This is a genomic window from Actinoplanes xinjiangensis (assembly GCF_003148685.1).
GTDB classification, from domain to species: domain Bacteria; phylum Actinomycetota; class Actinomycetes; order Mycobacteriales; family Micromonosporaceae; genus Actinoplanes; species Actinoplanes xinjiangensis.
Genome location: NZ_QGGR01000053.1, coordinates 15077 through 28117, shown reverse-complemented (window position 1 = coordinate 28117; position 13041 = coordinate 15077). Strand labels below are relative to the sequence as shown.

Annotated in this window: 10 protein-coding genes; 3 read left to right on the top strand and 7 right to left on the bottom strand. The window is 72.8% G+C overall.

Going from position 1 to position 13041, the window contains the following annotated elements; translation table 11 throughout:
• Nucleotides 1–150: 150 nt before the first annotated feature.
• On the bottom strand, nt 151–2199 hold the full coding sequence (locus tag BC793_RS47425; RefSeq protein ID WP_109603223.1) for an anthranilate synthase family protein: 2049 nt from the start codon (nt 2197–2199) through the stop codon (nt 151–153).
• 237 nt (nt 2200–2436) lie between these two features.
• Nucleotides 2437–2670, bottom strand: coding sequence for a hypothetical protein (locus BC793_RS47420; RefSeq protein WP_109603227.1), 234 nt, complete (start codon nt 2668–2670; stop codon nt 2437–2439).
• Between the two features lie 184 nt (nt 2671–2854).
• Between BC793_RS47420 and BC793_RS47415 the strand changes: the two genes are divergently transcribed.
• Complete coding sequence (locus BC793_RS47415) at nt 2855–3229, top strand: response regulator (protein WP_109603222.1); 375 nt, start codon at nt 2855–2857, stop codon at nt 3227–3229.
• Between the two features lie 6 nt (nt 3230–3235).
• Here BC793_RS47415 and BC793_RS47410 read toward each other — a convergent pair whose 3' ends face one another.
• A complete protein-coding gene (locus tag BC793_RS47410) occupies nt 3236–5437 on the bottom strand; it encodes a glycoside hydrolase family 3 C-terminal domain-containing protein (protein ID WP_109603221.1) in 2202 nt (733 codons plus the stop codon).
• Between the two features lie 98 nt (nt 5438–5535).
• Here BC793_RS47410 and BC793_RS47405 point away from each other — a divergent pair, with 98 nt between their 5' ends.
• Nucleotides 5536–6150 carry a TetR/AcrR family transcriptional regulator gene (locus BC793_RS47405; RefSeq protein WP_239170692.1) on the top strand — a complete coding sequence of 205 codons (615 nt, stop codon included), beginning with the start codon at nt 5536–5538 and terminating at the stop codon, nt 6148–6150.
• On the opposite strand, the gene BC793_RS47400 is transcribed toward BC793_RS47405, so the two are convergent.
• The gene (locus BC793_RS47400) at nt 6147–7385 is read right to left on the bottom strand and encodes an NYN domain-containing protein (RefSeq protein ID WP_109603220.1); all 1239 of its coding nucleotides are present in this window, start codon (nt 7383–7385) and stop codon (nt 6147–6149) included. The genes BC793_RS47405 and BC793_RS47400 overlap by 4 nt on opposite strands.
• A 95-nt stretch (nt 7386–7480) precedes the next feature.
• Here BC793_RS47400 and BC793_RS47395 point away from each other — a divergent pair, with 95 nt between their 5' ends.
• The gene (locus tag BC793_RS47395; protein ID WP_203896629.1) at nt 7481–8020 is read left to right on the top strand and encodes a hypothetical protein; all 540 of its coding nucleotides are present in this window, start codon (nt 7481–7483) and stop codon (nt 8018–8020) included.
• Here BC793_RS47395 and BC793_RS47390 read toward each other — a convergent pair.
• From BC793_RS47390 to BC793_RS47380, 3 genes are read right to left on the bottom strand one after another with little or no spacing between them, the layout of a single operon-like run.
• Nucleotides 8007–9794 (bottom strand): vWA domain-containing protein, encoded by a 1788-nt coding sequence (locus BC793_RS47390; protein ID WP_109603219.1) that lies wholly within the window; start codon nt 9792–9794, stop codon nt 8007–8009. The two genes, BC793_RS47395 and BC793_RS47390, sit on opposite strands and share 14 nt — an antisense overlap.
• Before the next feature lies 1 nt (nt 9795).
• Nucleotides 9796–10839: an ATP-binding protein gene (locus BC793_RS47385; protein WP_203896630.1), complete on the bottom strand. Its 1044-nt coding sequence runs from the start codon at nt 10837–10839 to the stop codon at nt 9796–9798.
• A gap of 60 nt (nt 10840–10899) precedes the next feature.
• The gene (locus BC793_RS47380) at nt 10900–13008 is read right to left on the bottom strand and encodes a sigma-70 family RNA polymerase sigma factor (protein WP_239170693.1); all 2109 of its coding nucleotides are present in this window, start codon (nt 13006–13008) and stop codon (nt 10900–10902) included.
• Nucleotides 13009–13041 lie beyond the last annotated feature (33 nt).

Sequence of the window (13041 nt, the reverse complement as noted above, 5' to 3'; positions counted from 1 at the left end):
AGCCGGGAGCCGGGAGCCGGGAGCCGGGAGCCGGGAGCCGGGAGCCGGGAGCCGGGAGCCGGGAGCCGGGAGCCGGGAGCCGGGAGCCGGAAAAGGGTCGGTGGTCCAAGGTGAGGCTCTCGATCACCTTGGACCACCGACACTGTCTCGCTACCCCGGAATCGCCGGGCTAACCACGTCGGTGAGAAGAGATGGGAGGAGTTCTCGCAGAATGTCCACACCGTCGCGGCTGAGCACCGACTCCGGGTGGAACTGGACGCCGGCGAAACCGGGGCCCCGCAGAGCGTGCACGGTGTCGTCGGCGGGATCCACGGCCAGGGTGACCGGGCCGTAGGGGGTGGCCGCCACCGTCTGGCGGGCGACCGCTGAGAAGCTGGAGTAGAAACCGACCCGCCGCGGTGTGCCGAAGAGGTCGATGTCGCGCGCCAGGCCCTGATAGGGCGAGTCGCGGCGGCGCAGTGGCAGGCCCAACTGCGAGGCGAGGACCTGCTGGCCGAGGCAGACCGCGAAGAACGGCCGGCCCGCCGCGAGCACCGAACCGACCAGCCCGTGCAGCGCCGCCATCTTCGGGTCACCGAGATCCGACGGGTCACCCGGCCCCGGCCCGAAGACCACGAGATCAGCCGCCGCGAGAACCCCCGGGACAACCGGATGACCGACGGCCGCCGCGGAGCCCGGTGCGAAGGCGGAGCCGCGTGCCGCGCCGGAGTTGGGGGCCGATGCAGTGCCGGGCGCCGATGCGGTGCCGGTGGCGGGTGTGGCGGCGGTGCCGGGTGTGGCGGCGGTGCCCGCGGTGGCCGCGGTGCCCGGGGTGGCCGCGGTGCCCGGGGTGGCCGCGGTGGCCGCGGTGCCGGCGGTGGCGGTGGTGCCGGGGGTGGCGGTGGGGCTGGTGACGGTGGTCCAGGGGAGGACGGTCACGGACAGGCCCAGGGCTCTCAGCTGGTGGGCCAGCATGCCGGTGAAGGTGTCCTCGGCGTCGACGATCACGGCGTGCCGGCCGGCCAGGGACGGGACCGTCAGGGCGCCGGGTGCGCGGGAGTCGAGCCAGAACCGGGCCAGGTCGTCGTTGCGGGCGGCCAGCAGGCGCTGGACCTCCGGGGACTGTGCGGTACCCCGTACCGGAAGGGGCCGGGAAGGAACCGCGCCCAGCGCGGACAGCAACCCGGCCGCCTTCGTGTGGGTCTCGGCCACCTCGCCCGCGGGGGTGGAATGCCGGACGAGGGTGGCGCCGACCGGAACCCGCAGCATGCCGTCGGGGGTGATCTCGGCGGTGCGGATGAGGATCGGCGCGTCCAGTGTCTGGCGGCCGGCTTCGTCGTGGTCGAGGAGGGCGACGACACCGGCGTAGTAGCGGCGGCCGCGGCGTTCGTGGCGGGCGATGACGCGGCAGGCGTTCTCGATGGGGCTGCCGGTGACGGTGGGGGCGAACATGGTCTCGCGGAGGACGGCGCGGACGTCGAGGGAGCCGCGGCCGGCGAGCAGATATTCGGTGTGGGTGAGGCGGGCCATCTCCTTGAGGTACGGGCCGGCGACCTGGCCGCCGTGTTCGGCGACGCACGCCATCATCTTGAGTTCCTCGTCGAGGACCATGTACAGCTCCTCGATCTCCTTGGGGTCGCGCAGGAAGTCCAGGATGTCGCCGGAGCCGTGGCGGAACGTGCCGCTGATCGGGTTCATCATGACGATGCCGTCGAGGACGCTCACGTGCCGTTCGGGGGTGGCGCCGATCAGGATCCGGTTGCCGGTGTCGACCAGGAACGTCCAGTAGGTGCCCTGCTCGCCGTGCAGGAGCCGGCCGAAGGCGGCACGCGGGTCGCCTTCGAAACGGGCCTGATAGGTGCGGTGGATGACGAAGTTGGCGCCGGCCCCGTGCCCGATCTCGTCGCGCAGCACCTCCTCGACGACGCGGGCGTACTCGTCGTCGGAGAGGTCGAAACCGCCGTCGTGGAGGGTGATCTCGCCGGGCGGGAAGTTCGACAGCGGCTCGGTGTGCCGTGATCTGACCAGCAGACATTCCAGCGGGGCGCCGTCGTCGACGCAGGCGAAGCCACGTTCGGTGATCTGCCGGTAGGGGATGACGGCGAGCACCGGTGTGCCGGGCGTCATCGGGATGTCGTCGAGCGTGGCCACGGTGATGACGTCGCCGGTCAGGACGTCGACGTGGTCGGCGCCGTCGCGGTGCAGCAGGGCGAAAGGCATGGTCCCTCGTTTTCGGTGAGGGCCACCGGGCCGAGATCCGGCCACGAAAAAGGCCGCCTCAGCGAGGCGGCCGCGGATTGACGCGCGGAAGGTGGCCGCCTTTCAGACGGGCCACCACATGGTCGATTGTGCGCGCATGGCGGCAAGCTTACGGTCGGCCGACCGGTCGCGCCAGACCCCTTGCGGGTACGGGCCACACGTCCCCCGGACGCGCAAGAGGCCCGGCGGACCGTCACGTCAGGCGGCGAACGCCGACCGGACCGCGTCGCGGGCCCAGCGCATCCGCCCGATCGCACAGTCGGGGTGTTCGCCGAACTCCTGGGCGACACGTTCCGCACAGCCGTCCTCGCCGATCCTGTCCACGACGTCCGTGACCGCGGCCCGGATCAGCTCCGCCGTCGGGGCCCAGGAGCGCTGGAGGTCGGAGGCGAACAGTGCTTCGCAGCGGATGTCGTCGATCGTCGCGTTCATCGGTTTCCTCCCAGCCGTGGTGCGCGGTGGTGTTCTGGACATCAGGACACCGTCCGCCGGCTGCGGGCCCGGGCGCACGCCGGTTGCGACCTGGTTGCGGACCAGATTTACGAGGATCACCCGCGTTGGGCGTGTTCATCGGGATATGGTCCGGAGACATATCGCAACGGATCGGGGGATCCGCGTGACGACCGTCCTGGTGGCCGACGACGATGCCGACATCCGAGACCTGGTGGCCTTCAAGCTGGAGCAGGCCGGCCTGGATGTGCTCGCGGTCGGCGACGGTCAGGCCGCGGTGGACACGGCGCGGGCCCGGCTGCCGACGCTGGCCGTGCTCGACGTGTCGATGCCGGGACTGTCGGGCATCGACGTGTGCCGGATGCTGCGGGCGGATCCGTCCACCGCCGGCATGCTGATCATCATGCTCACCGCCCGGGTGCAGGAGCAGGACGTCGAGGGCGGGTTCAGTGCGGGCGCCGACGACTACGTGACGAAACCGTTCAGCCCGCGCGAGCTGGTGTCCCGGATCCAGGCACTGCTCACGCGGGCACGGACGTGACCGCCGTCAGTTGGCGGCCTCGACCAGTTTGTCCAGGTCACCGGCGTTGAGCGGGCTGCCGGGGAAGGCGGCCATCCGGCTCAGCGGCAGGCTGCCCAGCATCATCAGCATCTCCGGGTTGGCGGTCATCGCCGACATCAGGCCGCCCGACTGCTCGCCCGCGGCCGCCGCGAACGCCGCGCCCAGCACCTCGGCACCGCGCGGATCGGCGAACCACTCGCCGACACTGGATTCGGTGGTCAGCGGCACCCGGGCCGGGTCGCCGGCCACGTGCACGGTCACCGAGGCGCGGATGTCCCGCGACGACGAGCCGACCTCGATCAGGTATTCGCCGTCCTCGACGATCCAGCGGCCGAGCCGGGTGTCCCAGTAGGCGAGGTCCTCGCGTTCGACGGTCAGCCGCACCTCGGTGGTGTCGCCGGCGCCGATCGCGACGCTGGCGAACGCCTTCAGCTCCCGCGGGGCACGCCGCACCTTCGAGCCGGGCAGGCTCACGTAGACCTGCACCACCTCACGGCCGTCCCGGCTGCCGGTGTTGGCCACCGGCACACTCACCTCGACTCCGGCCGCGGTCGCCGCCGCACGGGCCGCTCCGTAGCCGAACGTGGTGTACGACAGCCCGAAGCCGAACGGGTACGCCACCTCCTGGCCGCGCGCGTCGAAGCCCCGGTAGCCGACGTGCAGGCCCTCGCCGTACCGGACGTGGCCGTGCTCGCCGGGGAAGTCCAGGTAGGACGGGTGGTCGGCGAGCTTGACCGGGATCGTCTCGGCGAGCCGTCCGGACGGGTTGACCCGGCCGAACAGCACGTCGGCCAGGGCGCTGCCGCCGGCCTGCCCGAGCAGCCAGCCCTCGACCAGGGCGGGCACCAGCGAGTCCCACGGCCGGGTGGCGATCACCGCGCCGTTGGAGAGCACCACGACCGTGTTCGGGTTGACCGCGGCGACCCTCTCGATCAGTGCGAGCTGCGGGGCGGGCAGGTCGATGGAGTCCCGGTCGGCGCCCTCGGTCTCGTGCACGCTGCCGACGAAGACGATCGCCACGTCGGCGTCCCGTGCGGTGGCCACCGCCTCGGTCAGCAGAGCCTCGTCGGCCTCGCCCCGCACGGTGTATCCGGGGGCGAACGTGACCCGGGCGGTGGTCGCGGCGGTGATGCCGGTGAGCGCGTCGTCGAGCCGGGTCGGGGTGATCTGCGAGCTGCCGCCGCCCTGGTACCGGGGGCTCCGCGCGAACTCGCCGAGCACCGCCACACTCTTCTCGCCGGGCGCGAGCGGCAGCAGGTCACCGTCGTTCTTCAGCAGGACGATCGCCCGTCCGGCGATCTCCCGGGCGAGCGCGTGGTGGGCGTCCACGTCATAGGTCCCGGCCGGCCGTTCCCCGGCCTTCTCCACCAGCTTGCGTACGAGCTCCGCGCTCTTCTCCAGGGCGGCCGGGTCGAGCCGTCCCGCCGCCACGGCGTCGACGAGCGCCCGGTCACCGGCGGCGTCCGGCCCCGGCATGGTCAGGTCGAGGCCGGCCGCGATCGCCGCGACCCGGTCGACCACGGCACCCCAGTCGGAGACGACCAGGCCCTCGAATCCCCACTCTCCGCGCAGCACCTGGGTGAGCAGCCAGTGGTGCTCGCTGGCGTAGATCCCGTTGACCCGGTTGTAGGCGCACATCACGGTCCACGGCTGGGCCCGGGTGACCACCTTGTGGAAGGCCCGCAGGTACATCTCCCGGAGGGTGCGCTCGTCGACGTCGGCGCTGATCCGCATCCGGTCGGTCTCCTGGCTGTTGACCGCGAAGTGCTTCAGGGACGCTCCGACTCCCCGGCTCTGCAGGCCACGCACCCATGCGGTGGCGAGCACCCCGGTGAGGATCGGGTCCTCGGAGAAGTATTCGAAGTTGCGGCCGCCGAGCGGGCTGCGCTTGAGGTTGACGCCCGGCCCGAGCAGCACCGCCACGTCCTGGGCCCGGCACTCGTCGCCGAGTGCCTCGCCCATCCGGCGCAGCAGGTCCGGGTCCCATGTGGAGGCGCTGGCCACGGCGGGTGGGAAGCAGGTGGCGGGCACGCCGGCCAGCATGTCGTCGCCGGAGGCCTGCATGCGCACGCCGTGCGGGCCGTCGGTGACGGTGACCGGGGGGATGCCCGCGGACGCGACGCCCTCGGTGTGCCAGAAGTCGCTGCCGCTGGTGATCGCCGCTTGTTCCGAGGTGCCGAGTCCCATGGATCCCACCCTTACTGAGTACCTACTAGGTATTAACTGGTTAGAAACATAGCCAGGTCAAAGCAGGTGTGACAAGGGGCTGCTGGTAGGAAAGAGCTGTGCCGACCTCCCCACCGTTCCGCCGCGACCGCGCCCGGTTACCCGCTGCCGAGCGCCGCCGGCAGATCCTCGAGATGACCACGAAACTGATCGCCGAACGGGGCTTCTGGGGCCTGTCGATGCAGGACGTCGCCGACGGCTGCGGACTGACCGTGCCCGGCATGCTGCACCACGTCGGCTCCAAGGACAGCCTGCTCGTCGCCGTCCTGGAGTACCGCGACGAGCAGGACGCCCGCTCACTGGCCGAGAAACTGGGCCGGCCCGCGCACCGGCTCTGGGCCGACGGCCGGATCACCCTGGCCGAGGTGTGCGACGCCGTGGTCCGCCGCAACGCCGAGCAGCCGGAGATCGTCCGGCTCTTCGCGGTGCTGGAGGCCGAGTCGCTCGCGCCCGGCCACCCGGCGCACGCCTACTTCAGGACACGCCAGCGGCGCACCCTGGAGGAGTTCGCCGCCCTTGCCGACGGCGTCGTGGCCGACCCCCGCGAGCTGGCCGCCCAGGTCGTCGCCATGATGGACGGTCTCCAGATCCAGTGGCTGCGCGAACCGGACACCGTCGACCTGGTCGCCGCCTGGCAGTCCGCCGCCGGCCGGCTCTTCGCGGCGGACACCTAGGCCTTCGGGTCGGGGGCACCCAGCCAGGAGCGGACCTCGGCGCACTCCTCGTCGGTGAGGGCGATCGCGGCCGCGTCCGCCCGGTTCAGCACGTTGTCGGCGAACGCCGTGGCGATCTCCTCGGCGTCCGGCGGCGGCTGCCGGTAGAGCGGCGCCCCACCGAACGCGGTGCCCCGGGTGACGAACGCGATCGCCGACCGGCTCACGTCCACCCCTTCCTCGGCCAGCAGATCCCGCGCCCAGCGGGTGGCCTCGGTCAGATTGAAGTGATGCGACGCCGCGTAGTCGGCGAGCGCCCGGTAGACCGGCGGCCACATCTCCCGCGGCAGCCGCGGCAGGCCGAGCGGTGCGCTGAGCCGGATGACCGACTCGGGTGCCGGACCGGCCGCCCCGGTCGCCTCCGGCGGGCCGTGCCGGCTGTCGTCCCAGACGAAGTGGTTGGAGAACTTGGCGTGCGGCAGTCGCAGGCTCTCCAGCGCGCGGACGAACCCGCCGAACCCGAACCAGTTCGTCGAGTCCACCCCGGTGCCCAACTGCCGGCGCAGGTCGTGGGCGAGCGAGGCCAGGTTGAGCGGGCCGGGCGCCGCGGTGAACCGCCAGGTCACCAGGTCACGGAACTGTTCGTAGGACGCCTCGCCCTCCGGCTCGCCGGGCACCGCGACCTGGACCTCGTCGCTGTCCACCGGCTCGCCCTGCACCAGCTCCAGCAGCTCCTGGCTGGTGATCAGCCGGTCGGCGATCGAGGTGAACGCCAGCGCCGCGTCGGCCGGCGACACGATCGTGGTCCGCCGGTCGGAGCGCCGCAGCCGCACCAGCAGCGGCGTCATGTCCGAGTCTCCGGACGCGATCACGAACTCGTCGTACGTCACCTGGTCGGCCAGCGCGTCCACCGCGTCGACCACCATCCGGATGTCCGCCGCGTTCTTCGTGTGCGTCAGCCGCGGGCAGTCGATCACCTCGAAACCCGCGTTCACGAAGAACGGCCGGAACCGCGAGTAGTAGAGCCGTTGCAGGCCACTGGCCGGATCGGGGTGCGGCACCCAGCCACCCGGATTCATGTAGCAGCGCAGGATCAACCAGCGCCGGGGCCCCTCCACCGTCAGCGAGGTGGTCAGCCGGGACAGCCAGGCACCCGGCTCCTCGGCGAACTGGACCGCGACATCCGGGTCCTGCCTGATCAGTGCGCTGAACACGTTGTCGAAGTCCAGGTACAGCGCGGCACGTACGCGTTCCATGCCGGAAACCTACCCCGCGTCGCACAGCGTGGGCGGTCAGCACGCCCCGAAAGCCGGTTGACTGCGACGACACCGCCGAACGAACGGAGCCGCCGTTGCATCTCGCCCGGGTCCTCGACGTGATCGGCACGCTCCTGCGCGACTGCGGGCACCCGGAGATCGAGGCGGTGGAACGTTTCGGCACGGATGCGACCCCCGGCGGGCCGTCGCCGGCGGGACTGCGGATCCGGTACGTCAACGGCGCTCTCGCGTACCTCTGGGGTGCGATCTGGCCGGGGGAGACCGAACTGCCGGCGCCGGACCGCCTGCCGCCACCCCGCGGCAACCGGCCGGATCGCGCCGTGGCGCTGGCCGTGCTGCTGCTGGACGCCGCCCGCCCGCCGGAGTTCCGCTCCTGGCAGCTGGTCGCGCTGCCGGACCTCGGGCCCACCGGACAGCGCGGCAAGGTGCCCCGCGGCCTGCGGATCGTCGGTGCCGACGGCACGTCGCTGCTGCTGCGCGCCACCGCGGCGGGCGGACCGGAACGCGAACCCGCGGACGAGCCGTTCCCCGGCTGGCGCGTCCCGGCCGACCTCGGCGCAGCACTCGGATCAGGACTCGGATCAGGCTTCGGCCCCGGCCTCAGCGCAGGCTGAACACCGGGCCGCGCGGAGTGAACGGCAGGCGGGCGCCGCGCGGCATCAGGTACGCGTGCGGGCGCCGGATCCGCAGCACGTCGCACTCGCCGTCGGTGATCACCAGGATCGGACCGCCCGCCGGGAAGTCCTCGGCACGCTCCAGCAGGTCGATCGCCGGCTGCAGACGGGTGCCGCCGCGGCCGCGTATCCGGACGCGGCCGGCGATGTCGGCCACCGGCAGATATCCGGCGTCGTAGGCGGCCGCGTCGCAGAAGACCACCCGCGCGGCCGGCACGTCGCGGGCGGTGGCGTAGGACGCGATCGCGCCGAGCGCCTTGCCCATCAGCGCCGCGCCCATCGAACCGGACGTGTCCACCACCACGCCGAACGTGCTGCGCCGGACCGCCTCCTCCGGGCGGTGCCGGCCGGGCCGCGGGATGTCCGGGGTGGCGGCCTGCCGGCGCGACGGCCGGGCGTACGTCCGGACCGGCTCCACCAGCGGCACGAACTCGGAGAACCAGCGGGCCAGCCGCACGTCCCACGGCACCGGCGGCTGCTCCAGGACCCGGATCTCGGCGACCAGCCCGGCCGGCAGCAGTCCCCGCCCGCTGCTCTGGTGATAGGCGAAACCGGTCAGCAGAGCCCGGCGGCAGTATTCGTCGAGGTCCACGCCGCCGTCCCGCCGCCCGGCCCACGGCAGCGGCTCGCCGAGCATGTCGCCGGCCCCCTGCCCGCGCAGCGTCGCCAGTTTCCGTATCCGGCGCAGGTCACCGGCGATCCGGTCGTACACCTGCTCGGCCGACGATCCGGCGAACTCCGGGTCGTACAGCACGCCGTCCGGCAGCACCCCGACACCCATCTCCACCAGCCAGCCGTTGATCACGAAGTCGCAGGCCACGTTCCACAGGTACGGATCGCGGCCACCGCCCCGGTCGGCGTGCCGCAACGCCACGTGCAGCAGCTCATGGGCCAGCACGAACCGCCACTCCGCCTCGCTCAGCGTCCGCCACGGGTTCACGTAGATCTCGCCGGCCCCGGCCGACACCGCCGCGATCGAGATCTCCCAGGCCCGGGCCAGCGGACCGTCGGCGACCAGCGTGAACCCGGCCGCCACCCCGCCGAGCAGCGGATACGAGCCGATGAACCAGCTCAGCGCCAGCTGCCACGGCGGGCGCTGCGTGGTGCCGCCGCTCACCGACTCGCGGGCGCCACCGGCCACCTCGACCCCGGCGACCGCGGCCGCGGACAGGCCCAGGGCGAACCGGTCCGGCCAGCACGGCTCGTGGCCGGGCCGGAACCGGACCGGGCTCAGGTCCAGGTCGGGTGGGGCGGCCAGTTCCGGAGGCACGCCCTGCCGGCGCCACCGGGCCGCCAGTTCCTCCTCCTCGGCGGTGGGCAGCAGATCCGGTAGCGGGTCCGGCTCCCGGCCGAGCTTCACCGCCCGCTGGAACCGGCTGACGGCGAGACAGGCCGCCGCCCGGTACGCGGCGTCGTCCTCGGCGCCCGGCGCGAGGTGGTCGAAACCGAGGTGGAGCAGGCAGTGCGCCAGCACCCAGCGCCACTCGTCCTTCGCCAGGCGGCGGGTCCGGCTCACCACGATCGAGCCATCCGCCGACACCCGGGCCAGGCCCGGCAGTGGCGCGGCGACGATCGCCACGGTCGCGTGCGGGCGCGGATAATCGAATGCGGTCATCGGTTCGAACAGTGGATGGCCGGCCAGCTCGCCCCATGCGGCCTGGAAGGCGAGCGTGTTCGGGTCGCTCTCGACGACGCGCTTCGGCTTGCGTGCCATCTCAGGCCCGGGCCGCGACCAGGCGCGGCAGGTCCCGGCTCACCTCGACGAGGAACCAGGCGGGCAGCACCGGATTGCCGTCGGCGTCCGGGGCGATCACCAGGCGGCCGCACTCCAGGGACAGCTCGGCGAGTTCGACGAGCATCGCCTTCGCCCGGTGCGCGAACTGGCGCAGGTTCGCCGAGGCGTGCGTCTTGCCGGCCGGCAGGTCCTTGACCAGACGGGCCCGGAACGCCTCGGCCAGGAAGTAGAGCAGATCCCGGTCGGCGGGGCGGGACGGCCAGCCGGCGTCGCCACGGACGATCGCGTCCAGCCCGTACCGATGCCGGACGATCTTGACGTAGCCGCCGAAGGCGGTGGCGTGCGCCGGGCTGAGCGTGCCCGCCGCCAGCAGGCCCAACGTCTCCTCGCTGATGTCGTCGCCGTAGGAGTGCAGCGCGTCGGAGAGCATGTGCCAGCTGCGCGGGGTGGAGAACGCCTCCTCCACCTTGGGCGGCGCCGACCACAGGTGGTCCGGGCGCTCGGTGAGGTAGCCGGTGACCCACCGGTGGACGCCGGCGTCGCGTGCCCAGGCCGACCAGTCCGCCCACGACGCCCGCAGGTGCACGTGGATCAGCCGGTTGACCAGTGCGGACGCCATCGGGCGGGCGAGCGCGTTGTCACTGGAGCGGTTGCCGGCCCCGATCACGATCGACCCGGCCGGCAGCTCGTAGGCGCCGATCCGGCGGTCCAGGATCAGCGAGTAGAACGCCTTCTGCACATCCGGGCCCGACGAGTTCAGTTCGTCCAGGAACAGGCAGTACGGCTCGTCGCGCGCGATCGACTCCGGCGGCGCGAACCGGCTGCGCCCGTCCCGCAGCTCCGGCACCCCGATCAGGTCCTCGGCGGCGAGCTGGGTGCCGACCAGGGTCACACACTCCAGCCCGAGCGAGTCGGCGAAGTCACGGACCAGCGAACTCTTGCCGATCCCGGGAGCACCCCACAGGAACACCGGCCGGGCCACCGCGACGTGCAGAAGCAGGTCGGGCAGCTGGGCCGGGGTCACCGTGATCGCGGAGTGCATGCCGGTCAGTGTGGCGTTCCCACTGATCGGCACGCATCCGTATTACGCGCCCGACATCGACGCCCCGATGCCGTTGCCGGTGGACAGGTAACCGGTGCCGGGGAGTTTCGCCGCCGCCGTCCGCGGGCCCTCGGCGGTGGACGCGTCCTCCGAGCCGAAGGCGAACGCCGGTACCTGCCAGCTGTTGTTCCCGGGCTTCGCACCGGCCGACAGCGCCTGCTCACCCCGGCTGTTGCCGACCGCCGCGTTGTTGCGCAGCACCGCCGGCGCCGTGGTCATCGCGAAGCCCAGCCCGGTGTTGCGGAAGGCCGTGTTGTTGCCCAGCTCGATCGCCGCGGTGTTGCCCTCGTCGACGAAACCGTGCCCGCCGTTGCCCCACGACGCGTTGTGCCGGACCGTGTGGGCGGCCGCGACCGCCGGACTGCCGCCGCCGACCGCGAACCCGTTCGCGCCGTTGCGGTACGCCCAGTTGTACTCGACGGTGACCCGGCTGCGGAACGAGCCGAGGTCGATGCCGTCCAGGCCGTTGCGGAACGCCCGGTTGCCGCGCACCAGGTTCCCGTCGCCGGCGCCGAACTGCACCGACAGCCCGGAACCCCGGTTGGCCCAGAAGTCGCTGTCCAGCACCCGGTTGCCGGACGTCCCGGGGTCGCGCAGCATCAGCCCGGCCCCCGCGTTGTCGTGCACCGCGAGCCGTTCGTAGACGTTGTCCACACAGGCCAGGCAGGTCCAGGTGGCGTTGCGGGCGCCGGTCACCTCGATGTCCCGGACGGTCCAGTACGACGCCCGCTGGGTGATCGCCCACTGGTCGGCCGGGATCGCCGAGGCGTCGATGATCGCGCGTTCGGAGGCGTACCCGCTGATCGTCACCCGCTGGTCCGCGGTGCCGCTGGTGGTGATCGAGATCGGACCCGCCGGCCGGTGGATGCCCGCGCGCAGGGCGATCGTCTGACCCGGTCGCACCACCGCGACCGCCTTGGCCACCGACGCGTACGGGCGGGCCTGCGTGCCGTCGCCGTCGTCGGAACCGTTCGGCGCCACGAAGATGTCCGCCTCGGCCACGCCCAGCCCGGTGACCGGCCGCCGGGTGGGCGTGGTCCGCACCGGCGCGCCGGGGCTGGGCCTCGTCCCGGTCGCGGCCGGTGGTGGGGTGGCCGGGGTCGTGGCGACGGCCGGGGGTGGCGCGGCGGCCCGCGGGGTGTCCGGCTCGTTCACCACCGCGAGCGTCAGTCCGCCGCCCACCGCGACGGTCGCCGCCGTCAGCGCCGCCACCAGGGTCTTGTGCTGCGTCACGTGGGTGACCAGCGAGACGGTCGTGACCAGCGGCGGCGCGGTCACTCCGGCGCCGGCCGCGGCCTGGATGCCGGCCCACAGCGCCACCGGCACCGGCAGGGCGGCGACCCCGAGCAGCAGCCGCTCCGGCGAGACCAGCCCGGCCTGCTGGAAGTGGCACTTCGGGCAGTCCCGGACGTGGCGGGCCAGTCGCTTGCGCCACACCGAGTCGACGGTCCCGTCCCAGCCCCGGATCGTGCTCGACAGCTCCGGGCAGATCGGCGTGGCCCGCAGCGCCCGCACCACCCCGCGGGACAGCTCCAGCTGCGCCTTCATCCGCTGGACCCGGACCGCGGCGTGTTTCGGCGTCACGTCGAGCGCGGCGGCCAGCTCGGCCCGGGTGAGGTCGCCGGACGCCTCCTGCCACCAGAGGCCCAGCAGCTCCCGGTCGGTGTCGTCCAGCCAGCGGGCCGCCTCGGCCAGCTCCCGCCGCTGATCGGCGACGACCAGCTCGGCGGTGGTCCGCTCGGCGAAGTCACCGGCCGGGTCCGGCACGTCCACCGGCTCCGGCAGATGGCGCGTCAGGGTCATCTTGCGGGCACGCATGTGCATCTGGACCCGCCGGTAGGCGATCGCCACCAGCCACGAGCGGAACCGCTCCGGGTCACGCAGCCCGCCCAGTGCGTTGATCGCCTGGAGCATGGTGTCCTGCACCAGATCGTCGACGTCCGGGTGCCCGTGCAGGGCGCGGCCGATGACGTTGTAGATCAGCGAGAGATGGCCGGTGATCAGCTGGTCCCGGGCGGGAACGCTCCCACGCTGGGCGTCACGGACCAGGTCCGACACGCCACGCGCCGCCGTGATCTGACGCTCCGTCACCGTCCCGCTTCCTTCGTCGAAGTGACCCCCGGA